Origin of the sequence: Streptomyces sp. NPDC096176 (assembly GCF_044763255.1) — a bacterium.
In the GTDB taxonomy this organism is placed as follows: Bacteria; Actinomycetota; Actinomycetes; order Streptomycetales; family Streptomycetaceae; genus Streptomyces.
On the sequence record NZ_JBIWFV010000005.1, the window covers coordinates 539,560 to 560,934 of the forward strand.

A 21,375-nucleotide genomic window follows, 5' to 3' on the forward strand; every position below is an offset into this window, starting at 1 on the left:
ACCGCTCCGACGGGCGTCACCGGCCGCCGTTGTAGGGCCCGTACGGTCCGTCGCTGCTCGAGCCGCCGCGGCGGCCGCCACCCCCCGAGACCTGCTGGAGCGCGGGGCGGACGTCGACGAAGAACACGATCGAGGCGATCAGGCCGGCGATCGACAGGAACAGCATCGGGACGAAGAGGTTCACCGCCACGGCGACACCGAGGATGACCAGCCAGAACGGCTTGGTCTTCTTGTCGGCGGCACGGTAGGCGTCCTCACGGGCCATGGCTGCCATGACCAGGGCGGCCACCGACGTGACGAGGAAGACCAGGTTGACGATCATCCAGAGCCCGAAGTCGAACTTGTCAGCCAGCATCCTCAGCACCGCCTAGTGAGTGGTTTGTGTCGCCTCGCGGTCAAGGTACCTCCGAGTCCGCCCCCGGCGCGATGAACGTGCGGGGCGCCGCGTCTCCGCGGCGCCCGCGCATTCGCTCACTTCGAGGCAGGCGGAGTGCTCTTCTTGGGGGCCGGCTTACGCGCGGTGGTCCTGCGCGCGGACGACTTCTCGTCCTTCGGCTCTGCGGCGACCGCAGCCGCGGGCTGCGCCTTCTTGTCCGCCGCTGCCTTGTCGGACGCCGGCTCGGGCTCGACGGCGACGGCGATCTCGGTGAGCTCCTCCGCCGCCTCGCCGCGCCAGCCACGCACGGTCTGCTCGCCGTGCTCGGCGACCTTCTCGTACGTCTCACGGGCCTTGACGGCGTACTCAGCGGCCACGCCGACGCCGCGCAGCGCGAAGTCCTGGGCGGTCTCGCCGAACTTCTTCAGGTCGGTGTCCAGGCTCCCGAACACCTCGGCCACCTTGGCCTGCACGGTGGCCTGCGCCTCCTTGGCCTGCGTGGTCACCTTCTCCTGCACGGCCTTGGGGTCGGTCTTGCGCACGGCCTCGATACGGCTCGGCGCCTCGGCTGCCAACTGCTCGATCAGCGCGGGCACCTTGCGGGCCTGCTGCACGGCGAGATCGGCGGTGCCGGCAGCGAAGTAGAGGGGGGTCGGGTCGGTGAGGGTCTTACGCAGGTCATCGGTGATGGCCATGACTGTGGTCCTCCCGGAACGCAGATCAGTTCGTCTATCGGTCGGCATCGCCCGAGTCGGCCGTGCGGGGGCCGTCAGCGGCGATGTCCTTCGAGTCGGTCTCGTTCGACGTGGTGTCCGTCGAGGCGGTGTCCTTCGACACGTCGTCGTCGGCGACACCCGCGGCAGCGGCGGTCTCGAGCCCGTTCTCCTTGCGGAAGGACTCGTAGATCTGCAGAAGCACCTGCTTCTGCCGCTCGTTGATGGAGGGGTCGGCGAGTATGACGGCACGCGTCTCCAGCTCGTCCCGTTCCTGCTCGTCGAGAATCCCGGCCCGCACGTACAGCGTCTCCGCGGAGATCCGCAGGGCTTTGGCGACCTGCTGGAGAACATCCGCGCTCGGCTTGCGCAGCCCGCGCTCGATCTGGCTCAGATACGGGTTGGACACCCCGGCGGCGTCGGCGAGCTGCCTCAGCGACAGCTGCGCGTTGCGCCGCTGCTCGCGGAGGTACTCGCCGAGATTGCCGACGTTGAGCGATGCCATATGTCGATGGTGCACCGCGAGCGCTAACTTTTGCAAGCACCTGCTTGCAAAAGTGTCGCAGGCAACAGACCGCCGCATTGTGACTTCTCAGCGGCTTTGGTGAAGTTGGCTGCTGATCCCTTGATGTGTGCGCGTTGTCGATTCAGGGCTTGATCGACTGCGGTGCCGACCGCTTCGGCGGTGGTGTGGACGCGCTCTGGGCAGTCTTCGTACTTCGCCGAGCGCCACACCCGCTCGATGTCGTTCAGCTCGGGGCTGCGAGGGGGAGGTAGAAGAGTTCGACGCCGATGGCGGCCAGTGCCTCGCGGCGCCCGTTGAAGACCCGGGCCACGTGCGCGGAGGCGTTGTCCAGAACGACGGTGCACGGCCGGACCCGGGTGAAGCCCGCGGGAGGTGCCCTGCCTCATACCCGGACCACAGCCCCCATCACCGAGACCGCTGAGCTGGGGCGCGGGGGAGCTGCTGGCGGCTCGGATCAGCCCTGCGGGCACCTCTGCTGTATCTCTCCGGGGCTGTCGCTACGCGGCGCCCGCCACTGTCAGGACCGCGACCGGCATGAGCAGAATCCACTGCGGCAGCCGGAGCAGTGGATTCGGCCAGCCGACCGACAGCGTGACGACCAGGAAAGCGACTGCGTACGCGACGAAGTGCGCAGCCACGAACCACGCCACCAGGCCGGTCGCTGACGTATCGTCCGCCAGCGCGAGGTAGACCAAGGCGGCTGCGGAGAGCACCAGGTCGACGCTCACCATGTGCCACACGGCATGAAGGACGCGTTTGGGTTCGTCTGCGAGTCCGCAGGACAGCAGCGGGCGGACCACATCCCGGTGTCCGCCGACGATGTGTACTGCGGCCACACCGAACGCCGTGATGCCCGCTGCGAGAAGCCAGCCGTTCATCGGGTCTCGATTCCTTTGGCTATGACAGCAGCCAGCCGGCCGGCCAGCTGAGGGTCGGGGTGTACCCCGACGAGGCCGACGTGGAAGAACACGGCTCCGGCCAGCGTGTCCAGGACCAGATCCACGGGCGTGTCGGCCGCGATCTCTCCGCGCGTCACGGCGCGCTCGAAGACGATCAGCAGCCGCTCCTTCGACCGGGCCAGGAAGTCGCTGCGGATGCGCGCCTTCAGTACCGGATCGGCGGCGAAGTCGGCGAGCAGCCCCGGGAGCGCCGCCGCGGCGGCAGGTGCGCGGAACTCGTCGACCAGGCTCTGCAGCAGTGCGGTCAGGTCCCCGGCCAGCGTTCCGGTGTCTGGGACCGCAGCATTGTCGGTGGTCGCGAACACGGCCTCGAAGACCAACTCCGGCTTGCCCCGCCACCGCCGGTAGACCGTGTCCTTGCCGACGCCGGCACGGGCAGCCACCGCCCCGATCGATGTCGCGGCGTAGCCGACCTCGATCACCAGCTCTGAGGCCGCGCTGACGATCGCCTCGTGCGAGCGGGGATCCCTGGGACGTCCCCTGGAGGACGGAAAGGAACTCATGATAATTTACCATACGGGTCGACCCGTTTGATAAGCAACCCCCGTCAGCATGCCGAGGGACATCACCGCTGCAGAGCTTGCACACGCGCCATGAGACGAACCGCGGCAGTAGCGCCAACCACAACGCACTTGCTCAAGACCGCTTGAGCGATAGGTGCCACCTTCCAGGGCTTGTTGTCACCGGCGGCCGCATGGGCGGCATGGGTTCGACATAGGTGATGGCCTGTCTGGCTGGAGGCCGCCGGAGGCAAGAACCTCGAGGTCTTCTCACCCACAGTCGGCCGACAGCTCCTCGCGGCCGGACTGATCGACGAGGTCGGCCTGCACATCGCGCCGGTGCTGCTCGCGACGGGATCCGGCTGTTCGACAACCCCGGCGGCTCCCCCGTCCGACGCGAACTTCTCAACGGCGACGACCGTACCGCCACAGTGAACGCGCGGTACCGCCCGGTCGCGGCTGGGTGATCGATCCCGAGGTCGGCGTTGGGTCCGGCGTCACGTGCTTCGGTCGGCTTCCTTGGCCGCGCGCTCCAGGCGGCTGCGGTGGTTCTCCCACCATGCCGCGTCGCCCGGCGGGACGCTGGTGTTGTCCTTGCTCATCCCGACGGCGCCGTCCACGAGTTCCCGGACGATGTCGGCGTGGCCGGCGTGCCGGTGCGTGTCGGCGATCACGCGCACGACGGCATGGTGCAGCGTCACCTCGTCCCTGCCGCTCGGCCACCAGGGCACCCTGCCGACCGTGTCCAGCGGCAGCGCGTCGATCGTCGTGTCCGCGTGCGCCCATGCCCGGCGGTACAGATCCACGATGAACGCGCGTGACTCGTCGGCGGTGGCCCACATGTCCGCGTTGGGCTCGGCGCCGTCCTCGACCCAGGGCAGCGGCTCGCCGGACGGCCGGCCGAACGTGTCACCGAGGTAGCCCAACTCCACACTGGCCGCGTGTTTCACCAGACCCAGGAGGTTCGTGCCGGTCGGCGTCAGCGGGCGGCGGGCGTCGTACTCCGAGAGCCCTTCGAGCTTCCACAACAGGGCATCGCGGGCGGACTGGAGGTAGAAGTGCAGGTCGGTCTTCGGATCCGTTGCGTTCATGCGGACAGTCTGCCGCTCGCGCGATCTTCCCGGCGCGGGAACGCTTGACCTCAAGTCCGGTTGAGTTTCTACGGTCGTGTGCGTCGAACCATCCGCAGCGCGAACAAAGGAACCCGCCATGGAGTACTCGCACAACGACGCGGAGCTGCTCCGGCAGCCCATCGGTTACTGGAGCTGGGCCGCCTCCAAGGCGGTGGTCACCCGGATACGGGCAGCCCTCGCCGGAATCGGCACCACACAGCCCCAGTTCTGGATCCTCGGGCAGGTCGCAGGGGCCGGTCGCACGAAGACCCGCGACGAAGTCATCGCCGTGCTCAGCGGCTACCTCGACGCGGGCGACCGTGCGATCGACGAGGAGATCGACACCGTCGTGGCCCGCGGCTGGATCGCGGAGGATGCCGGCAGCAGGCTCGAACTGACGTCGGACGGCGAGGAGTTCTTCGCCAAGGGATCGGCCCTTCAGAAGGAGCTGTGGGACGAGCGTCACGCCGGGATATCCGACGAGGAGTACCTGACCACCCTCAAGGTGCTGCAGCGGTTCATCCACAACACCGGCGGCCGGGCCTGGCACCACTAGGGGGCCGGCGGCGGCCGGGCCGAACCACCACGGCAGGCACGGCGAGATCGATAGCGTGTACGGCATGGACGGGGACACGGGCAAAGGGCAGGAGCAACAGGACAGGGACGAGGGACAGGACTGGGCGGCGACACGCGCCTGGGTCGAGAAGCAGCTGGGTGCGGGTGAGCGGATCGAGGCCGTCGAGCGGCTTCGCGGCGGATGGACCTCGTCGATGCGGCGGCTGCGTGTCGCCGGTCCCGGCGGCAACGGACGTGACCTGGTGCTGCGTTCGTTCGCCAAACCCTTCTACGTCCGGCACGCCCCCGCGATGCTCGCCCGCGAGGCGGACATCCTGACGATGCTCGGCCCGACCGGCGTACCGGCGGCGGAGTTCCACGCCCTCGACGCGAGCGGGGAGCACTGCGATCACCCCTCCCTGCTGATGACCCTGCTGCCCGGCAGCGTCCGGCTCGGCGAAGACGGCGCCGATCGTCGGGCGGGTCTTCTCGCCCGCCAGCTCGTCCGCATCCACCAGGTGCAGGTGCCGGAAGGGGGCCGGCCGCGCGCCTACCAGGCGTGGGCGTCACCCGACCACGTCCGGCTGCCCGCAGACACGGATCGTCCGGAGGTCTGGCGACGCGCCGTCGACGTCATCCGCCGGGATCCGCCCGGCCACCAGGGGTGCTTCCTGCACCGGGACTTCCACCCGGGGAACGTGCTCTTCACCAACGACGCCGACGCGACACGGATCAGCGGCGTCGTCGACTGGGTGGAAACCTCCTGGGGGCCGGCGGACCTGGACGTGGCCCACTGCTGCACGGCGCTGGCGTTGCTGCACGGCCCCGAGGCGGGCATGCGCTTCGCCGACCGCTACACCGCCGCGGGCGGCCGGTTGTCACAGGACCCGGCCGCCCATCTGTACTGGCGGATGCTCGACGCCCTCGCGTTCGCCCCCGACGCGGAGAAGGTCGGGGTGCCGTGGCGGGAGCTGGGGCGTACGGACCTCACCGGCGCCGTGCTCGCCCGGCGGCTGGAGGTCTATCTGCTGGCGCTCCTGCACCGCTACGGCTGAGGGGCCGGGTCCGGTCCCACCGCGTTCAGCCGGGCCATCTCGTCGTCGGAGAGCCGCAGCGCGCCCGCGGCCACGTTGTCGGCCAGGTGGTCCGGGTTGCCGGTGCCCGGGATCGCCAGCACATGCGACCCCTGCCGCAGCGTCCAGGCGAGCCGGATCTGCGCGGGGCTCACGCCGTGGGCGCGGGCCACGGCGAGCACCTCGGCGTTGTCCGTGCCGCTCACCCCCGACTCCCGCCCGTCGCCGGCGATCGCGAAGAACGGCACGAACGCCACCCCCTGCTCTCCGCAGGCGTCCAGGAACGCCCGGTCTTCGGGTGAGGCGCCGCCGACTCCGTACGGGTTCTGCACGCACACCACCGGCGCGACGGCCTGGGCCTCTGCAAGATGTTCGGGCCTGACGTTGGAGACGCCGAGGTGCCGGATGAGCCCGGCGTCCCGCAGCTCGGCCAGCACACCGAAGTGCTCGGCGAGGGATTCCGTCTGAGCGCTGCGCGGAATGCGCAGGTTCACGACGTCCAGGTGGTCACGGCCGAGCTGCCGCAGGTTCTCCTCGACCTGGCCCCGTAGCTGCGCCGGTTCCGCCCACCACCACTCCCCCGACGGATCACGGCCGGGCCAGACCTTGGTGGTGATGACGAGGTCGTCCGGATACGGCGAAAGGGCCCGGTTGATCAGCTCGTTGGCGGAGCGTGTCGGGGAGAAGTAGAACGCCGCGGTGTCGATGTGGTTCACCCCGAGCTCCACGGCCTTGCGCAGCACGGCGATCGCCCGGTTTCGGTCACTGGGCCTGCCGTCCGCGTCGGCCGTCAGCCGCATGGCCCCGAACCCGACCCGGTTGACTGTCAGGTCGCCCAGCTTCCAACTCCCGGCGGCCGCCGCGGTGATCGTCTGTGAAGTCATGCGCGGAGTCTGACACGCGACGACCCGGCGGTCGCCGGGGCCGAGGGGGGTGGGCGCGCCTGCCGTGAAAGGTCAGGCAGGTACGCCCAGTTCCGGCGGAAGCGGACGGCTGTGCAGGATGTCGAGGCGGGAGACGGCCCGGGTGAGCGCCACGTAGAGCCGGTGCAGTCCGCGAGCCTCCGCCTCGACGATCGCCGCCGGCTCCACGACGACGACATGGTCGTACTCGAGGCCCTTGGCGAGCGTCGCCGGCAGGACGCTGACCCGTGCGCGCTCCTTCTCGGACAGATGGGGTGCGAGCACGTCGCGCAGGTGTTCCGTGGCCTCGCCGGCCGCCGCGATGACACCGACCGAACCCTCGCGCGCCAGGGCGTCGCGTACGGCGGGGACCACGGCGGCGCCCGTGTCGTCGACGCCGTGGACCGCGAGTTCGCCGTCCCGGCGCAGCGACCGGGCCTGCGGCACGTCGACGTCCAAGGCGCCGACGAGACGGTTGGCGAGGTCGACGATCGCCGCCGGCACACGGAAGCCCACGGTCAGGGCGACCACGGTGGCACGTTCCTTGCCCAGGTGGGCGAGCTGCCGCGGCCAGTCGCGGGCGGCCCATGGCGTGGTGCCCTGGGCGAGGTCGCCGAGCACGGTGAGGGAGCCGAACCCCGCCCGGCGGGCGACGGCTCGGCACTGCATCGGCGACAGGTCCTGTGCCTCGTCGACGACGATGTGCCCGTAGCCTTCGGGGCGTTCGATGAGACCGGCGAGTTCGTCGAGCAGGACGAGATCGGCGGCGGACCACTGCGCGGACCGGTAAGAGCGCGGGGGTTTCGCCCACCGGAGGGCATCACGCTCGGCCGCCGTCAGGAGCGGGTCGCGGGGATCGGTGAGCACCTCGGCCAGCACCTCCTCGGGCAGCGTCTTCGGCCAGACCGCGTCCACGAACGCGCCGACCGCCGGCGCCCTGGCGATCTTGCGCACCCATGCGGCACTCATGGGCCCCGCCCGCCGCTCCGCCTGGAGCTGTACGGCACGTACGACGCGGCTGCGCACCCGTTCACGGCCCACGGCGTACGGCGGCGCCTCCTCGCGGACATCCGCGACGATGCGCTCCAGCGCGCCGAGCGGCACCCGCCAGCGGTGCGAGCCGTCGGGAATGGCGAGCGGCTCGACCGGCGGTACGACCCGTGCGTACAGGGCGCGACGCAGTACGGCCGCCATCCGGATGTCGTGTTTGACGGCCGCGGCGGCGTGCGGGTCCTCCCGCCGCGCCTCGTGCCGTGCGATCTCGTCGTCGACGGTCGACTGGCGGATGTCGATCTCGCCGAGCGCGGGCAGCACCTCGGAGATGTAGGACAGGAAGGTCCGGTTGGGGCCGAGGAACAGCAGGCCGCTGCGCTTGATGCGCTGCGGATACGTGTAGAGCAGATACGCGGCGCGGTGCAGGCCGACCGCGGTCTTGCCGGTGCCGGGGGCGCCCTGGACGCAGACGGTGCCGGCCAGTTCGGCGCGCACGAGATCGTCCTGTTCGGGCTGGATGGTGGCGGCGATGTCGCGCATCGGACCGACGCGCGGCCGTTCGATCTCGTCGGCGACGATCGCGCTCGCGCGTGCGGACGCACTGGTGACGTCCGGCCCGCCGAGGTGCTCGTCCTCCAGGCCGGTCAGAGCGGCGGAGTCGCCGTCGCTGCCCGGCGCCCAGCCGAACCGGCGTCGCACGGCGACGCCCTGGGGGTCGCCGGCGCTCGCCTGGTAGAAGGCGCGCGAGACGGGAGCGCGCCAGTCGATGACAAGCGGCGGGTCGGCGGGGCGGCGGCTGATGCGGCGGCGGCCGATGTGGTGGCTCCGGCCGTCCTCGTGGTCGAGACGGCCGAAGAACAGCGGCCCCGGCGGCTGTTCACGCAGTTCCCGTGCGTGACCGCGGAACTGGCGGCCGAGAACTTCGGCGTCGGTGCCGGACGCGGACACGTCGGCGCCGGTGGCGACCCGGTGATCCGCCCCGTCGACCATGGCGGTCATGGCGGTGCGGCAGGTGTCGTGGAAGGCCCGCTCCCGGGCCAGGTCATGATCGAGTGACGTCATTCCCACGAGAATAACGCAACCGAGTAACATTTTTAACTGAAACTCATTCCAGACCGTCGCGCAGCAATGCAAACGCCAGGTCCACCGCCGCCACCGCGTCCGGAGCGACCTCCTCCGCACGCTCGCCCGCCGCGATCCGCCGCCAGTTCTCCAGCGCGAGGATGCGCTGCACGGCCGCGATCTGCCCCGCCGCAAGCCGGGCGCCGAGCTCCTCCGCACCGGCCGCCCGCAACGCGTCCGCCAAGGCCGCCTCGGACCTGGCCTGGTAAGCAGGCAGCCGCGCGACCAGGCTGGGAGTCCCGTAGAGCAGGCGGTGAAAGGCGAGCACCCGCTCGTCGTCGTTCAGCCCGGTCACGGGGTCGCGCCGCTCCAGGCCGTCGAGGAAGTGCCGATGGAGCGCCGCGAGCGGCGAGAGTCCGGCGGGCCGTGCCGCCACCACGCGCGCCGCCTCGTCCTCGTGGTCGGCGAACCGGTGCAGTACCAGATCCTCCTTGGCCGGGAAGTACCGGAAAAGGGTCGGCTTGGAGACGTCCGCCGCGGCCGCCACCTCGGCGACGGACACGGCATCGAAGCCCCGCTCGAGGAACAGCGCGATCGCGGCCTCCGAAATCGCGCGATACGTCAGCAGCTTCTTGCGCTCCCGCAGCCCCATCTCACCGTTCACGCCTCGACGCCCCCTTCGCACGGGCCGGCGCCCCCGCCGTTCCTGCTGGCGCTCCCCCGGCCGCTCGCCCGGCCGCGCCTGTCGACCAGCACCTGAACCCCGTCCATCAAGCGCTCCAGACCGAAGACGAACTCGAAGTCCGCGCTGTCGGGTTCGTACAGCACCCTCGACTCCAGCAGTTTGGCGAGCGCCGGATAGCGCTCGGGGTCGGCGAAACGCTCCAGGGTCTCGGCGTAACGGCCCATGACCACCTCGGCGGATTCCCCGCTCGCCGCGATCGCGGCGCCCAGGTCCGCCATGAGCAGGGCCTCGTTGCGCACGAAGCCGGCGATCAGCAGGATGACCGAGATCTTCTCGCCTTCGTCGAGACCCGTGTCCGCGAGGGCGGCGAGCCCCCGGTCCCACCAGGCGACCGAGTGGGGCGTGGCCGGCGGGCCGGAGATGGGGATGCGCAGCATCCACAGGTTCCGGTGGAACACCTCGCGCTGCGCCCATGCCCAGGCCTCCAGCGCCTCGCGCCAGCCGGTGCCGGGCGGTGGGGGCGCGGGCGGCAGGCCGACGGCAGCCTCCTGCATCAGGATGTAGAGCTCGTCCTTGGCGGCCACGTACCGGTACAGGGACATCGTCGAGACCCCGAGCTCCTTGGCGACCCGCCCCATGGAGACGGCCGCAAGCCCCTCGGACGACGCCACGGTGACGGCCGCCGCGACGATCCGCTCGACGCCGATGCCCGGCTTGGGTCCCTTGCCGGGGCGCTCCCGCAGGCCCCACGCGGCCTCGATGCTCGCGGGCAGCCCGGTGCTGGTTCGCGCACCGCCCGGTCCGCGCCTACGTCCGTCGCCCGCCATCGCTCCGCCGCCTCCGCCGCTTCCGCCACCGGGTTCGGGTCCCGCCCCGGACTTTCTCGCGCTTGACGCCCATCCTAGTAATGCGTAACCCTTACGCAGTAACGCGTATGGCATACGCAGAAGCATGCCGAAGCGTGCGCAGGCGCATGCGACGAAGGGGGTTCGCAGAGATGAGCACAGACCGACCACCGGCCACCACCTTTGGGCCGGCCATCGAGGCCACAGGGCTGCGCAAGGCGTACGGGAAACTGACGGTGCTCGACGGCGTCGACCTCCAGGTCGAACAGGGCACCGTCTTCTCCCTGCTCGGGCCCAACGGCGCCGGCAAGACGACAACCGTGCGGATCCTCGCCACGCTCACCACGCCGGACGCGGGGCGCGCCCGCGTGGCCGGCCACGACGTGATGAACGAGCGGAGCCGCGTACGGCGGGCCATCAGCCTCACCGGCCAGTTCGCGGCGGTGGACGAGAAGCAGACCGGCGAGGAGAACCTCCGCATGATGGCCCGCCTCAGCGGCCGGTCCCGCACCGCGGCCCGCCGCCGGGCCGCCGAGCTGCTGGAACGCTTCGACCTCACCGGCGCCGCCCACCGCCTCGCGGCGACCTACTCGGGAGGCATGCGCCGCCGACTCGACCTCGCCGCCGGGCTCGTCGGCGACCCCGGCATCGTCTTCCTGGACGAGCCGACGACCGGCCTCGACCCGCGCAGCCGACAGGAGCTCTGGCAGGTGGTGCGCGACCTCTCCGACCGGGGCACCACCGTCTTCCTCACCACCCAGTACCTGGAGGAGGCCGACCGGCTGGCCGACCGCATCGCCGTCATGGACGGCGGCCGCGTGATCGCCGAAGGCACCGCCGCAGAGCTGAAGGCCCGGGTCGGCGGCCATCGCCTGGACCTGGTCTTCACCGACTCGGCGGCGTACCGGCGGCACGAGCCGCGTGCCGTGCACCGCTCCCCCGAAACCCTGACGCTCGGCCTGCCGACCAGCGGCACAGCGGCCGAGGTGCGGGCCCTCCTCGACGAGATCGACCCGGCCCGGAGCGACGTGACCCGCTTCTCGCTGCACACGACGACGCTCGACGACGTGTTCCTGTCCCTCACCCGGCCCGGCGCCCTCACCGAAGAGGAGCCCGCCCATGTCTGAAGCACCCGGCACCACCGGCCTGCTGACCCCGGCCCTGACCATGACCGGCCGCTGCATCCGCCTCAGCCGCAGGGACGTCGACGCGGTCATCACCTCGATGGTGCTGCCGCTCATGCTGATGCTCGTCTTCGTCTACTTCTTCGGCGGCGCCATCAACACCGGTACGCAGTACGTCAACTACGTCGCGCCCGGCATCCTCGTCCTGTGCGCCGCGTTCGGCTCTTCCGGCACGGCGGTGCGCGTCAGCGAGGACATGAAGGGCGGCATCATCGACCGCTTCCGCTCCCTCGACGTCGGCGGCACGTCGATCCTCGCCGGCCATGTGGTGGCCAGCACCGTGCGCAATCTCTTCTCGACCGCACTCGTCCTCGCCGTCGGCATACTGATCGGTTTCCGTCCCTCGGCCACCCCGATGGGCTGGCTCGCCGCCGCGGGCATCCTGATCGTGTTCCTGGTGGCCCTGTCCTGGCTCTCGGCGGCGGTCGGCCTGCTCGCGAAAACGCCGGAGGCGGCGGCGGGCTTCACCTTCTTCATGATGTTCCTGCCCTACCCGAGCAGCGCATTCGTCCCCATCCACACGATGCCGACCTGGCTCCACGGCTTCGCCGACCACCAGCCCGTGACCCCGCTCATCGAGTCCCTCCGCGGCCTCCTCCACGCCCAACCGGTCGGCTCGGCACCATGGTTGGCCCTGGCTTGGTGCGGCGGGATCCTGGCCTTGGCGGTGGGGGTGTCGGGAATGCTGTTCAAGGCGCGGACGTCATGAAGTGGCGGAGAGCCCTAGGCGGCGGGAGCGGCGTGTGCCAGCGCCTGCGCTATCCGCCGCCGGCTCGGCACACGACGCATACCGAGCGGCCTGCGCGCCGCCCGCAGTACGGCCTCGATGCCGGCGACGCATTGCTCACGACCGGCCGGGTCCGGGCAGGTCGCGAAGCCGAGCGCCAGCCTGATCACATCGATGTGCACCGACTGCAGCCGCTCGAAGTCCAGGTAGATCCTCAGCGCCCTGCGGTGGCCCGCCAGCGCCGCGGGGTGGCTGTGACGCAGTGCCGCCCGCCAGATCCCGCCCACCGCCCGTCGCTCTGCCGGCTTCGCGTACCTCATACGGGAGAGATGCGAGGCGATCTCGTACACCGGGTCGCCGAAGAGTGCGAGCTCCCAGTCGATCAGTGACAGCCGCCCGTCGGGACCGACGATGAGATTGCCGCGATGGATGTCCGTGTGCAGGAGCACGAACGGACGCTCCCCGAGCGAGCCGGCGCGTTCCAGCAGCCGTGCGAAGGCGTCGTCGGGCACCTGGAGCGCCGAGAACAGGGCCTTGTGGTCCTTGCCGTGCCGCCTTTTCACCTCGGTCTCGGTGAAATCGACAAGGGTGCGCAGAAAGCCGGCGCAGTCGCCGTCGCGTGGCCAGTCGTCCGGGCACGCCGGGAGCAGCGCGGGGGGCACCGCGGCCATCTGCCGGAACAGTTCTCCCAGGGACTCGATGTACGCACCGCCCACCGCACCGCTGTCTCCCACCAGGTCCGCCAGCGTCCGCCCCGCGGCGAAGGAATGAACGGTGAAGCCGGGCCGGTCGGCGAGCACCCGGGGAGCGTCCGCCACCCGGCCCTTGATGGCGCCCAGCACCTCATCCTCCGGCCATATCCGCAGATTGAGCTGGACGGCGTCCGTGATCGGGGCCCTCAGCTTCACGATCGCGCCGGACGGCAAGGCGACGGACCGAGCCAGCGCGGGAGGAAGCCGCGCGCAGTAGTTGCGGTGGTAGTAGCCGGTGAGCGGGGTGCCCTCGGCTGCCGTCCGGTACAGCGACTCCCAACTGTCCACGACACGGCCGGAGTCGCTGCGCGCTACATCGGGCATGCGGCTCCTGCGCTCTCGAGGCCGAAGTCACGGACGGGTCGTCACCTACCGCCGATCGACTTCATACCCAAGTGCAGCCGGAGCCTCAAACCCCTTGCGATGCAACAAAGTCGGGGAGCAGTGCCTCGATGTCGGGGACGGCGTGCACCACGTCGCCCGGCTCCGTGTCCTGCCATCTGCCCGGATCGGCGTGCACTCCGACGAAGTGGACACCTGCCACACGCGCCGCTCGCGCGTCGGCCCGCGAGTCACCGATCATCACGGCGTCCGCGGCCCGCGTCCGGCTCGCTCGGAGCACCCGGAGCAGCCCGTCGGGGTGCGGTTTCATCAAGGACGGATCCTCGGGCCGGCCGACGAGCCCGGCGGTGAAGAACCCGGAGAGCTCATGTCGGTCGAGATAGGCGCGCACGGCCGCCTCGCAGTTGTTGGAGACGATGGCCATCCGCGCGCCACCACGCCTGAGCCGGACCATGGCCTCCCGCGCGCCCGGGGTCGGGGTGGCTGTCTCCGCCGCCTCTGTCTCTTCCTCGTCCAGCCGTTTGCGTACGGCCCTGATCACGTCGGGGGCATGGCACTGATGGGTGGCGTCCACCCGCCGCAGCACTTCCAGCGGGTCGCGCTCACCGGTGATTCCGGCTGTGGCGCAGGCGTCCGCTCCTACCAGCGCGCACAGCCTCTCGGCGATGGCCGAGGCTGCGTTGCCGGCGAACAGATCGCACACGGGGCCGTCGAAGTCCCACACGACGAGGGACGCACTGGACAGCAGACCCCATGGCGGGGTGGAGGTGGAGGTTTCTGTGGTCACGGTTGGTTGACGAAGTCCGCATCCTGGGCCAGCAGGTCCCAATAGGAGTCGAAGAAGGACTGCGCTGTCTCCACCTTCAGTGCCTGGTCAGGCTTGGAGTACGGAAAAAGCGTGGCGCCGAGTCCGAGCGAGTTGAGGGTTGTGCCCTCCTGCTCCTCGCCCTCGACCTGATCCGGATCCGTGCCCTCCAGGGTGTAGTAGCCCTCGAGCAGCAGGTCCTTGTTCAGCAGGTACATCTTGTCGGTCGGCGTCAGGGGCACGGTCCTGATCCGCACCGACACCTCCGCGACGAGCCGCTGTCGCTTGAGACTACGCAACTCGTTCCGCAACGACCGGGAACACTGGATCAACGTGTCACGGTGTCGCTGGCGCGGCCGCTCGTCCTCGGGATCGTCCAGGGACGTGGGGAACGCCAGCCTGATCTTCGGGTCGGGAAGCATCAGGCGCAGCGAGATGCTCTGTGGCTGGATTTCGCCGTCGTGGATTCGGGTGATCTGCGCCCCCAGGTGCCGATTCATCGTCTCCGACGTCAGGGAGAACACATCCATAGTGATGTGCTCGGCCTCGAAAGCGGCTTGAAGGTGGGGGTGGAGCGTCTCCAGCGCCGGACGTGCGATCGCGGGCAGGCCCGGCGCCGAGGCGCCGGCGGAGCCCGTCCGAGCAGGTAGCACGCGGGCGCCACTGCCCTGGCGGGACTCGATCAGACCCTCGTCCCGCAGGAGCCGCAGAGCGGTGGTGACCGTCGCGCGTGACACGTCGAAGTCGTCCACCAACTCCCGTTGTGTGGGCAGCAGCTTGCCGACTCCGTACGCGCCGTTCCGGATGCGGGTCCTCAACTGCTCCGCGACGTACTCGTACTTCCTGCCGTCGTCACCTGCTTGTCCGCGTGTTGGCACCGCTACACCGTACAACTAGGGCGAGGCCAGGCGTAATTGCCTTGTCGAATCAGCCAGGACCGGCCCACTTCGGCAAGACCGGGCAATTTCCAGTCAACCGCCCCAGACAATAGTCATACAAGTTTACCGGCATACATCCAGCGGGAAGACAAATGCTAGGTCAACCGGCCTTATTTGTCCGGTACTTGACTGCTCGAGCGACCATCCACGGGGCGCCCTGGCCGGTTACAACGGCGTGCGGGCAGGGGGCGCTCCCCGCCGTTTGAAGGAGGGGACCCCCATGCCCTTGCTCGCCCTTGTACTCGCAACCTTCGCCCTCGGCTTCGAGCAGCTCGTCCAGTGGCAGTTCGGCGCCATGGGCGTGGTGGGTCTGGCCATGCTGACCATCGGGGTGAAGGCCAGGAGCGCGACCTGCACCGCCATCGGCTCCATCATTCTTGTCCTGCTGCTGACCCAGCCGGGCCAGTGACCTCTCACTGGCCTGCATCGTTTGACCACACCCTGGGCCGTGCCCGCAAAGGCCCGGTCCAGGGCGCCCTCAGAACACGTCCGGGCACCAGGGCCGCCGCCCCGTACGGAAGAGGCCGTCCGCGCGTACCGCCGCCCCGGCGTGGTGCTCGTCCATTCGGCCGAGGGCCGACAGGCGCGTCGCGGACTCGTCCCCCAGGTAGAGCGTGGCCAGCTCACCGACACCCAGGGTGAGGTCCGGGGACTCGGCGGAGGGCGTGCAGGTCGCGCCGTCCGGGGAGGCGTCCAGGCGGAAGCGGCCGCCGGCCAGGCCGGCCGCGTCGGGGACCTCGAGAACGAGCGTGGCCGACGTCGGGTAGGTGCGGGCCTCGAGCGCACGCGGCACGTCGAGGAGACGCAGCCACAGGAAGTCCGCGTGCGTGAGGACGCGCGCCGCGCGCGGGTCGGGCAGGAGGTGGGGCAGCAGATCGTCGGCGGCGCGGTAGCCGGAGCGGACCGTGGTGATCCAGTCGATCGAGCAGACGAAACGCCACAGCGCGCGCTCGGCGGCCGGGGTGAAGGCGATCAGATCACGCACGGTGGCCGTGTTGAGGGGTTGCTTGGCGTCTCCCCACTCGTCGTCCGCGGCGTACGTCAGCAGCCCCTCGACCGTGCCGTCCGCCAAGCGGTAGACGGCGTGGAACGGCTCCGTCCACGGGTGCGAGGCGAGCCGCGTCAGGCCCGTGGCCTGGTGCCACCAGCGCTCGTCCCGGTCGACCAGGCCGTGCTGCGCGGCCTCGAGCCGCCCGTGGAGCTCCGGGCCGAGCTTGCGGACGTCCATGCCGTCGACCAGGTCGATCCGGCCGCCGTCGTCGGGGCCCGACCAGCGCGGGTCCAGACCGGCACGGGGGACGTCGACGGACCACTGGGTGGTCGTGGTGGCCGGGCCGTAGCCGTACCGGCCGTAGATCGGGTACTCGGCGGCGATCAGCGTCGAGACCGTCTCGCCGCGCTCCTTGGCCTCGGACAGCTCGGCGTCCATCATCCGGCTGAGCAGGCCGCGCCGACGGTGGGTCGGGGAGACGGTGACGTTCGAGACGGCGCTCGCGGCGAGCCGGGCTCCGCCCACCGTGGTGAGCTGCTGGGCGAAGGACCGGAGCGTCGCCACGCACCGGCCCTCGTCGAACGCGCCCCTGACCCGGCCCAGATCCGTACCGGCCCGGCGCTCGGCGGCCTCCTCGTCCGTGATCACCGGCGGCCGGAGGAAACCGGTGGCCAGTGCCCTCAGCCAGTCGGGGTACTCGGACTCGGCGATCAGGCGCGTTTCGACGGTCATGGCGACACGCTAGGCGCACCCGCCCAGGCCCCGCACCCGGATTTCTCCCGGCCCCGCCCATCGGCCCCGGGGAGCGTCAGAACGCCGCCCGGATCGATCCCACCTCGACGCCCCCACCGAGCAGCGGCATGCTTCCGATCCGGTCCAGCTCGGGCGCCTCGACGCCCATCAGCCGCAGCGTCCGCGCCAGCACCGGCCCCAGCGCCCGCGTCGCCCCGTCCTCGACCTTGAAGGCGAGCGCCCTGCCGTCCGCCAGCGCCACCGCCTGCACCGCCTCCGCGCCCATCTTGGAGAGCACACCTGGCACCCCGCGCATCAGCCAGGTGTCGGGGCGGCGCATACCGGCCACGTACTCGGGGTGCGCGCGCATCGCGTCGGCGACACGGCGCTCCGCCGAGCCGGGGGCGGCGAGCACGAAGTGCCGGAAGGCGCGGGCCAGGCCGGTCAGGCTGATCGCCATGAGCGGCGCGCCGCAGCCGTCCGTGCCGACGGCCGTCACCGCTTCGCCGGCCGCCTCCTCGACCACCGTGTGGACCAGCTGCTGCAGCGGGTGCGCCGGGTCGAGGTAGCTCGCGCGGTCCCAGCCGTTGGCAGCGCAGGCGGCGAGCATCGCGGCGTGCTTGCCCGAGCAGTTCATGGCGACCTTGTCGCGTACGTGCCCCGACGCCAGGTACGTCTCCGCCTCGGCCGGGTCCAGCGGCAGGTCGGGCGGGGTCTGCAGCTCGTCCGCGGAAAGCCGGTGCTCGGCGAGCATCTTGCGCACAAGATCGAGGTGGAAGCTCTCGCCGGAGTGGCTGGCCGCGGCCAGCGCGAGGCGCTCCCCGTCCAGGTCGAGCCCGGCACGCAGCACTGCCGCGGCCTGCATGGGCTTGTTGGAGGAGCGGGGGAACACGGGCAGGGACGGGTCGCCGAGCGCCAGCTCCACACTGCCGTCCGCCGCCAGGACGACGAGCGAGCCCCGGTGGCGGCCCTCCACAAAACCGGAGCGGACGACCTCCGCGAGAACCGGGGGTATCGCGGGGGTGCTGGAGGAGGACGAGGCGGACATGGGCGGCCTTCCGGGGCAGGGGACCCGCGCCGGAAGGATCGCTTCACGTGAGCAGGTCGTCTACTTGTGCTTCGCCTTCACGGTACCTGCGGGCGATCTCCGCGCTGCAATCGTCGGCGGTCCGCTGGAGCAGCCGGCGGCGGTGCGAGACCTGCTGCTCATAGCCGAGCAGCCGTCCCATCGCCGCGTGGAGCTCCTCGTCCGTGCGGGCGTCGAGGTCGGACAGCTCCACCTCGTCGAGCATGTCGGAGGCGAGCCGCCGGTACTCCTCGCCGTGTGGCGTGGAGAGCGTGACGTGGCGGGCGGAGGAGCCCCGCCGGGAGGGCGCGTCGGCGAGGATCTCCGACAGCCGGTCGACGAGCTGCCGGTCGACCGTCGGTTCGTCCGCGACCGGCGTGCCGGGGGTCGTACGGCGGGCCAGCTCGGCGCGGAGGATGTCGATGCGGCCCTGGACGAGCCGCCGCACATAGCTGAGATCGGCCTCGTCGCGCTGGGAGTCGCGGCGGAGCGTGCGCAGCTCGGGCAGGCGCAGCGCGCCGAGGTCGTGCTCCGGGTGCTCCGGCAACTCGGCGCCGCTGCGCTGCCGCGGTGGCCGGTTCGCCGGAACGGGTCGCTGCTGCTGGATCGGTACGGGACCGAGCGACTGCCCGGCGCCAGAAGTGCTCATCTGCGTAGTCCGTCCCCTCGACCGGTGCATGGGCCTCCCCAGGCCCGGAGGGCCGAGGGGTTGCACCGCCTTGGTGCATGGTGCCACTCCGATACGTCCCGTCGCAGGCGCTCTGCACCCGTTCGGCCCTGAATGGCGGTGCGGACGGCCCCGATAGGTTGGCCTGTATGCGTGCAGTGGTGCAGAGGGTGGACGGCGCGAGCGTCGTGGTGCCCGGTGAATCGGGACCGGAGACCGTCGGCGAGATCGTCGGGGAAGGGCTGTGTGTGCTGGTGGGGGTGACCCACGAGGACACCACGGAGAAAGCGGCCCAACTGGCCAGGAAACTATGGTCGGTTCGTATGCTCGAGGACGAGAAGTCCTGCTCGGACGTGGGCGCGCCCCTGCTGGTGATCTCGCAGTTCACCCTCTACGGGGACGCCCGCAAGGGCCGCCGCCCCACCTGGAACGCGGCGGCGCCCGGCCCGGTGGCCGAGCCGCTCGTGGACGAGGTGGTGGCGCAGCTGCGGGCACTCGGCGCGAATGTGGAGACGGGCCGGTTCGGAGCGCGGATGAGCGTCTCGCTCACGAACAACGGCCCGTTCACCGTGCTGATCGAGATCTGATCACCGTGCTGATCGAGATCTGAGCCGGGGACCAGGACCTCGAGCCCGCCGGGGCCGAGGTCCGGGCCCTTTCGCTCGCGGCCCTACGGCTCGACGATCGTCTCCTGGGCGGCCGGAGTCGAGCCCGCCAGCAGCTCGGCGTCCACCGGCACATTGCGCTTCACCAGCGCGAGTGCGATCGGACCCAGCTCGTAGTGGCGGGCGGACGTCGTGACGAAGCCCAGCTGACGGCCCTCGTCCCCGTCGGACGCGAGCCGCACCGGTGTTCCGGGCGGCGGCAGGTGCACCTCGCTGCCGTCCAGGTGGAGGAAGACGAGACGGCGCGGCGGCTTCCCCAGGTTGTGGACACGGGCGACGGTCTCCTGGCCGCGGTAGCAGCCCTTCTGGAGGTGGACCGCGCTGCCGATCCAGCCCAGCTCGTGCGGGATGGTGCGGTGGTCGGTCTCGAAGCCCAGCCGCGGACGCCTGTTCTCCACCCGCAGCGCCTCGTACGCGAGGATGCCCACGGCCGGACCGGCCTTCTCCGCGTACGACTCGAGGTCGGACCGCGGCAGGAACAGGTCCCGGCCGTGCGCCGTCTCCCGTACGACGACGCCCTCCGGCACCTCCGCGATGGACCCGGCCGGCAGATGGACGACCGCGAACTCGTCGGTGCGGTCGGCGACTTCGGCCCTGTAGAAGAACTTCATCGACTCGAGATAGCCGACCAGCGCCTCGCGCGTGCCCGGCTCGACGTGCGCCCAGACCGTCTTACCGTCGTCGACGAGATACAGGGCGTGCTCGATGTGGCCGTTGGCGGAGAGGATCAGCGCCTCCGTGGCCTGGCCGGCGGGGAGGTCGCTCACATGCTGGGTGAGCAGCAGATGCAGCCAGACAAGCCGTTCCTCGCCGGTCACGGTGACGACGCCGCGGTTCGAGAGGTCGACGAATCCCTTGCCGTCGGCGAGGGCACGCTGCTCGCGGAACAGGTCGCCGTAGTGCGCGGCGACTCCTTCGTCACGCCCCTCGGCGGGGACCGCGCCGGGCAGGGACAACAGAGGGCTGGTCGATGACATGGCCCCAGCCTACGACTCGGCTTCCGCTGCCTTCACTGTGCAGTCCCGGCAGCGGCCGAAGATCGCGAAGTGCTTCATGTCGGTCTCGAAGCCGAAAGTGTCGCGCAGATTCGCGGTGAAGTCGGCGGCGATCGTGACGTCCGCCTCGATCACGTCCGTGCAGTCCCGGCACACCAGGTGGAGATGGTGGTGCCGGTCGGCCAGATGGTAGGTCGGTGCGCCGTGCCCGAGATGGGCGTGGGAGACCAGTCCCAACTCCTCGAGCAACTCCAGCGTCCGGTAGACGGTGGAGATGTTCACCCCCGACGCGGTCTTGCGCACCTCGACGAGGATGTCGTCCGGGGTGGCGTGCTCGAGGGTGTCGACGGCTTCGAGGACAAGCTGGCGCTGCGGTGTCAGCCGGTAACCCCGCTGCCGCAGATCACTCTTCCAGTCGGTGCTCACCACGCCCCCAGTGTAGGCAGCCGCGCCCCCGGCCCCGACGGACCGTTCGGAAGCGGCCCACGTGAAGGGAGAGGGCATGCTCGAAGGAGACGGCCTACTTGAAGAAGGCGATCCCGTCGTCCGGCAGGTCACCCAGGTCCTTGGCCCAGGACTCGACCTGCTCCGGGGTGACGACCTTCTTCAGGTGCGCCGACATGTACGGCCGGAGCGGCACGTCGGGGGTGGCCTTCTCGCCCACCCACATCAGGTCGCTCTTGACGTAGCCGTAGAGACGCTTGCCGCCGGTGTACGGGCCGGAGGCCGCGGTGCGCGCGACAGCGTCGGTGACCAGGTCGATCTGGGGCTTCTGGTCGGCGAGCTCGCCGTGCCAGATCTCGACGATGCCCTGGTCGCGGGCCATGACGACCTCGACCTTGCGGTCCTTGTCGATGCGCCAGTAGCCGCTCTCGCTCTCCAGCGGCTTGACCTTGTTGCCCTCGGCGTCGAGCACCCAGGAGTGCGAGACGTACTCGACGAAGTCCCGGCCGTCGTGGCTGAAGGTCACGGACTGGCCGAAGTTGCACTTCTCGGCGCCGGGGAAGTCGGAGACGCCCGCGCCTTCCCACGTACCGAGGAGGAACGCGAGGGGGACGAGGTCCGGATTCAGGTCGGACGGGATCTCGATCATGAGCAGCTCTGTCGATCTGTAGTGATATGGGGGACTATCGCTGACCCTGGTACAGCTTCTTCACGGTCAGACCGGCGAAGGCGAGGACGCCGACGCAGACCAGAACCAGCAGAGCTT

General features: G+C 70.5%; 25 protein-coding genes. 6 read left to right on the forward strand and 19 right to left on the reverse strand.

The features are described from left to right. Nucleotides 1-16 precede the first annotated feature (16 nt). The 6 genes from ACIQ7Q_RS17245 to ACIQ7Q_RS17270 form a co-directional block, all read right to left on the reverse strand. Nucleotides 17-355: a DUF2516 family protein gene (locus ACIQ7Q_RS17245; protein ID WP_356631562.1), complete on the reverse strand. Its 339-nt coding sequence runs from the start codon at nucleotides 353-355 to the stop codon at nucleotides 17-19. A 116-nt stretch (nucleotides 356-471) separates the two neighbouring features. Beyond that, nucleotides 472-1,071: a hypothetical protein gene (locus ACIQ7Q_RS17250; RefSeq protein ID WP_403861893.1), complete on the reverse strand. Its 600-nt coding sequence runs from the start codon at nucleotides 1,069-1,071 to the stop codon at nucleotides 472-474. A 34-nt stretch (nucleotides 1,072-1,105) separates the two neighbouring features. Continuing rightward, nucleotides 1,106-1,594 carry a helix-turn-helix domain-containing protein gene (locus tag ACIQ7Q_RS17255; protein WP_403861896.1) on the reverse strand — a complete coding sequence of 163 codons (489 nt, stop codon included), beginning with the start codon at nucleotides 1,592-1,594 and terminating at the stop codon, nucleotides 1,106-1,108. Between the two features lie 518 nt (nucleotides 1,595-2,112). After that, nucleotides 2,113-2,493 carry a hypothetical protein gene (locus ACIQ7Q_RS17260; RefSeq protein ID WP_403861899.1) on the reverse strand — a complete coding sequence of 127 codons (381 nt, stop codon included), beginning with the start codon at nucleotides 2,491-2,493 and terminating at the stop codon, nucleotides 2,113-2,115. Then, the gene (locus ACIQ7Q_RS17265) at nucleotides 2,490-3,077 is read right to left on the reverse strand and encodes a TetR/AcrR family transcriptional regulator (RefSeq protein ID WP_403861902.1); all 588 of its coding nucleotides are present in this window, start codon (nucleotides 3,075-3,077) and stop codon (nucleotides 2,490-2,492) included. Before ACIQ7Q_RS17265 ends, ACIQ7Q_RS17260 begins: the two co-directional genes overlap by 4 nt. Before the next feature lie 494 nt (nucleotides 3,078-3,571). After that, complete coding sequence (locus ACIQ7Q_RS17270; RefSeq protein WP_403861905.1) at nucleotides 3,572-4,165, reverse strand: DinB family protein; 594 nt, start codon at nucleotides 4,163-4,165, stop codon at nucleotides 3,572-3,574. A gap of 118 nt (nucleotides 4,166-4,283) precedes the next feature. Between ACIQ7Q_RS17270 and ACIQ7Q_RS17275 the strand changes: the two genes are divergently transcribed. Then, nucleotides 4,284-4,742, forward strand: a complete 459-nt coding sequence (locus ACIQ7Q_RS17275; RefSeq protein ID WP_403861908.1) for a MarR family winged helix-turn-helix transcriptional regulator — start codon at nucleotides 4,284-4,286, stop codon at nucleotides 4,740-4,742. A 64-nt stretch (nucleotides 4,743-4,806) separates the two neighbouring features. Then, nucleotides 4,807-5,796, forward strand: a complete 990-nt coding sequence (locus ACIQ7Q_RS17280) for a phosphotransferase family protein (protein ID WP_403861910.1) — start codon at nucleotides 4,807-4,809, stop codon at nucleotides 5,794-5,796. Here the strand turns inward: ACIQ7Q_RS17280 and ACIQ7Q_RS17285 are convergent. The 4 genes from ACIQ7Q_RS17285 to ACIQ7Q_RS17300 form a co-directional block, all read right to left on the reverse strand. Then, the gene (locus ACIQ7Q_RS17285; protein WP_403861915.1) at nucleotides 5,787-6,698 is read right to left on the reverse strand and encodes an aldo/keto reductase; all 912 of its coding nucleotides are present in this window, start codon (nucleotides 6,696-6,698) and stop codon (nucleotides 5,787-5,789) included. The two genes, ACIQ7Q_RS17280 and ACIQ7Q_RS17285, sit on opposite strands and share 10 nt — an antisense overlap. A gap of 72 nt (nucleotides 6,699-6,770) precedes the next feature. Beyond that, nucleotides 6,771-8,771, reverse strand: a complete 2,001-nt coding sequence (locus tag ACIQ7Q_RS17290) for a HelD family protein (RefSeq protein WP_403861918.1) — start codon at nucleotides 8,769-8,771, stop codon at nucleotides 6,771-6,773. A 43-nt stretch (nucleotides 8,772-8,814) separates the two neighbouring features. Continuing rightward, nucleotides 8,815-9,423: a TetR family transcriptional regulator gene (locus tag ACIQ7Q_RS17295; RefSeq protein WP_403862186.1), complete on the reverse strand. Its 609-nt coding sequence runs from the start codon at nucleotides 9,421-9,423 to the stop codon at nucleotides 8,815-8,817. 8 nt (nucleotides 9,424-9,431) lie between these two features. Further along, nucleotides 9,432-10,283 (reverse strand): TetR/AcrR family transcriptional regulator, encoded by an 852-nt coding sequence (locus ACIQ7Q_RS17300; RefSeq protein WP_403861921.1) that lies wholly within the window; start codon nucleotides 10,281-10,283, stop codon nucleotides 9,432-9,434. 170 nt (nucleotides 10,284-10,453) lie between these two features. On the opposite strand from ACIQ7Q_RS17300, the gene ACIQ7Q_RS17305 reads away from it, so the two are divergent. Further along, on the forward strand, nucleotides 10,454-11,428 hold the full coding sequence (locus ACIQ7Q_RS17305; RefSeq protein ID WP_403861924.1) for an ATP-binding cassette domain-containing protein: 975 nt from the start codon (nucleotides 10,454-10,456) through the stop codon (nucleotides 11,426-11,428). Continuing rightward, nucleotides 11,421-12,194, forward strand: coding sequence for an ABC transporter permease (locus tag ACIQ7Q_RS17310; RefSeq protein ID WP_403861927.1), 774 nt, complete (start codon nucleotides 11,421-11,423; stop codon nucleotides 12,192-12,194). Before ACIQ7Q_RS17305 ends, ACIQ7Q_RS17310 begins: the two co-directional genes overlap by 8 nt. A gap of 14 nt (nucleotides 12,195-12,208) precedes the next feature. Here the strand turns inward: ACIQ7Q_RS17310 and ACIQ7Q_RS17315 are convergent, their stop codons facing one another. The 3 genes from ACIQ7Q_RS17315 to ACIQ7Q_RS17325 form a co-directional block, all read right to left on the reverse strand. Further along, the gene (locus ACIQ7Q_RS17315; protein ID WP_403861930.1) at nucleotides 12,209-13,288 is read right to left on the reverse strand and encodes an aminoglycoside phosphotransferase family protein; all 1,080 of its coding nucleotides are present in this window, start codon (nucleotides 13,286-13,288) and stop codon (nucleotides 12,209-12,211) included. Nucleotides 13,289-13,373: 85 nt separating this feature from the next. Further along, nucleotides 13,374-14,093, reverse strand: coding sequence for an HAD family hydrolase (locus ACIQ7Q_RS17320; protein WP_403861932.1), 720 nt, complete (start codon nucleotides 14,091-14,093; stop codon nucleotides 13,374-13,376). Continuing rightward, a complete protein-coding gene (locus ACIQ7Q_RS17325; protein ID WP_403861935.1) occupies nucleotides 14,090-14,989 on the reverse strand; it encodes a winged helix-turn-helix domain-containing protein in 900 nt (299 codons plus the stop codon). The genes ACIQ7Q_RS17320 and ACIQ7Q_RS17325 overlap by 4 nt, the downstream gene beginning before the upstream one ends. Nucleotides 14,990-15,269: 280 nt before the next feature. Here ACIQ7Q_RS17325 and ACIQ7Q_RS17330 point away from each other — a divergent pair, with 280 nt between their 5' ends. Beyond that, a complete protein-coding gene (locus tag ACIQ7Q_RS17330; protein WP_403861938.1) occupies nucleotides 15,270-15,458 on the forward strand; it encodes a hypothetical protein in 189 nt (62 codons plus the stop codon). 69 nt (nucleotides 15,459-15,527) lie between these two features. Here the strand turns inward: ACIQ7Q_RS17330 and ACIQ7Q_RS17335 are convergent, their stop codons facing one another. The 3 genes from ACIQ7Q_RS17335 to ACIQ7Q_RS17345 form a co-directional block, all read right to left on the reverse strand. Next, the gene (locus tag ACIQ7Q_RS17335) at nucleotides 15,528-16,772 is read right to left on the reverse strand and encodes a GNAT family N-acetyltransferase (protein WP_403861941.1); all 1,245 of its coding nucleotides are present in this window, start codon (nucleotides 16,770-16,772) and stop codon (nucleotides 15,528-15,530) included. Between the two features lie 76 nt (nucleotides 16,773-16,848). Continuing rightward, nucleotides 16,849-17,820: an asparaginase gene (locus ACIQ7Q_RS17340; RefSeq protein WP_403861944.1), complete on the reverse strand. Its 972-nt coding sequence runs from the start codon at nucleotides 17,818-17,820 to the stop codon at nucleotides 16,849-16,851. Between the two features lie 43 nt (nucleotides 17,821-17,863). Next, entirely contained in the window at nucleotides 17,864-18,487 is a 624-nt protein-coding gene (locus ACIQ7Q_RS17345) for an AmfC protein (protein WP_403861947.1), read from the reverse strand. Between the two features lie 167 nt (nucleotides 18,488-18,654). On the opposite strand from ACIQ7Q_RS17345, the gene dtd reads away from it, so the two are divergent. Beyond that, the gene (dtd, locus tag ACIQ7Q_RS17350) at nucleotides 18,655-19,092 is read left to right on the forward strand and encodes a D-aminoacyl-tRNA deacylase (protein ID WP_403861950.1); all 438 of its coding nucleotides are present in this window, start codon (nucleotides 18,655-18,657) and stop codon (nucleotides 19,090-19,092) included. A gap of 83 nt (nucleotides 19,093-19,175) precedes the next feature. Here the strand turns inward: dtd and ACIQ7Q_RS17355 are convergent, their stop codons facing one another. The 3 genes from ACIQ7Q_RS17355 to ACIQ7Q_RS17365 all read right to left on the reverse strand — a co-directional run bounded on the left by ACIQ7Q_RS17355 (nucleotide 19,176) and on the right by ACIQ7Q_RS17365 (nucleotide 21,258). After that, complete coding sequence (locus ACIQ7Q_RS17355) at nucleotides 19,176-20,147, reverse strand: YgfZ/GcvT domain-containing protein (protein ID WP_403861953.1); 972 nt, start codon at nucleotides 20,145-20,147, stop codon at nucleotides 19,176-19,178. Between the two features lie 9 nt (nucleotides 20,148-20,156). Further along, nucleotides 20,157-20,594 (reverse strand): Fur family transcriptional regulator, encoded by a 438-nt coding sequence (locus tag ACIQ7Q_RS17360; protein WP_403861956.1) that lies wholly within the window; start codon nucleotides 20,592-20,594, stop codon nucleotides 20,157-20,159. A 91-nt stretch (nucleotides 20,595-20,685) separates the two neighbouring features. Next, complete coding sequence (locus ACIQ7Q_RS17365; protein ID WP_403861959.1) at nucleotides 20,686-21,258, reverse strand: FABP family protein; 573 nt, start codon at nucleotides 21,256-21,258, stop codon at nucleotides 20,686-20,688. Nucleotides 21,259-21,375 lie beyond the last annotated feature (117 nt).

Bases quoted from the DNA above. Each gene is read 5' to 3' on its own strand.
- ACIQ7Q_RS17245 (WP_356631562.1), bottom strand. From the start codon at position 355: ATGCTGGCTGACAAGTTCGACTTCGGGCTCTGGATGATCGTCAACCTG.
- ACIQ7Q_RS17250 (WP_403861893.1), bottom strand. From the start codon at position 1,071: ATGGCCATCACCGATGACCTGCGTAAGACCCTCACCGACCCGACCCCC.
- ACIQ7Q_RS17255 (WP_403861896.1), bottom strand. From the start codon at position 1,594: ATGGCATCGCTCAACGTCGGCAATCTCGGCGAGTACCTCCGCGAGCAG.
- ACIQ7Q_RS17260 (WP_403861899.1), bottom strand. From the start codon at position 2,493: ATGAACGGCTGGCTTCTCGCAGCGGGCATCACGGCGTTCGGTGTGGCC.
- ACIQ7Q_RS17265 (WP_403861902.1), bottom strand. From the start codon at position 3,077: ATGAGTTCCTTTCCGTCCTCCAGGGGACGTCCCAGGGATCCCCGCTCG.
- ACIQ7Q_RS17270 (WP_403861905.1), bottom strand. From the start codon at position 4,165: ATGAACGCAACGGATCCGAAGACCGACCTGCACTTCTACCTCCAGTCC.
- ACIQ7Q_RS17275 (WP_403861908.1), top strand. From the start codon at position 4,284: ATGGAGTACTCGCACAACGACGCGGAGCTGCTCCGGCAGCCCATCGGT.
- ACIQ7Q_RS17280 (WP_403861910.1), top strand. From the start codon at position 4,807: ATGGACGGGGACACGGGCAAAGGGCAGGAGCAACAGGACAGGGACGAG.
- ACIQ7Q_RS17285 (WP_403861915.1), bottom strand. From the start codon at position 6,698: ATGACTTCACAGACGATCACCGCGGCGGCCGCCGGGAGTTGGAAGCTG.
- ACIQ7Q_RS17290 (WP_403861918.1), bottom strand. From the start codon at position 8,771: ATGACGTCACTCGATCATGACCTGGCCCGGGAGCGGGCCTTCCACGAC.
- ACIQ7Q_RS17295 (WP_403862186.1), bottom strand. From the start codon at position 9,423: ATGGGGCTGCGGGAGCGCAAGAAGCTGCTGACGTATCGCGCGATTTCG.
- ACIQ7Q_RS17300 (WP_403861921.1), bottom strand. From the start codon at position 10,283: ATGGCGGGCGACGGACGTAGGCGCGGACCGGGCGGTGCGCGAACCAGC.
- ACIQ7Q_RS17305 (WP_403861924.1), top strand. From the start codon at position 10,454: ATGAGCACAGACCGACCACCGGCCACCACCTTTGGGCCGGCCATCGAG.
- ACIQ7Q_RS17310 (WP_403861927.1), top strand. From the start codon at position 11,421: ATGTCTGAAGCACCCGGCACCACCGGCCTGCTGACCCCGGCCCTGACC.
- ACIQ7Q_RS17315 (WP_403861930.1), bottom strand. From the start codon at position 13,288: ATGCCCGATGTAGCGCGCAGCGACTCCGGCCGTGTCGTGGACAGTTGG.
- ACIQ7Q_RS17330 (WP_403861938.1), top strand. From the start codon at position 15,270: ATGCCCTTGCTCGCCCTTGTACTCGCAACCTTCGCCCTCGGCTTCGAG.
- ACIQ7Q_RS17335 (WP_403861941.1), bottom strand. From the start codon at position 16,772: ATGACCGTCGAAACGCGCCTGATCGCCGAGTCCGAGTACCCCGACTGG.
- ACIQ7Q_RS17340 (WP_403861944.1), bottom strand. From the start codon at position 17,820: ATGTCCGCCTCGTCCTCCTCCAGCACCCCCGCGATACCCCCGGTTCTC.
- ACIQ7Q_RS17345 (WP_403861947.1), bottom strand. From the start codon at position 18,487: ATGAGCACTTCTGGCGCCGGGCAGTCGCTCGGTCCCGTACCGATCCAG.
- dtd (WP_403861950.1), top strand. From the start codon at position 18,655: ATGCGTGCAGTGGTGCAGAGGGTGGACGGCGCGAGCGTCGTGGTGCCC.
- ACIQ7Q_RS17355 (WP_403861953.1), bottom strand. From the start codon at position 20,147: ATGTCATCGACCAGCCCTCTGTTGTCCCTGCCCGGCGCGGTCCCCGCC.
- ACIQ7Q_RS17365 (WP_403861959.1), bottom strand. From the start codon at position 21,258: ATGATCGAGATCCCGTCCGACCTGAATCCGGACCTCGTCCCCCTCGCG.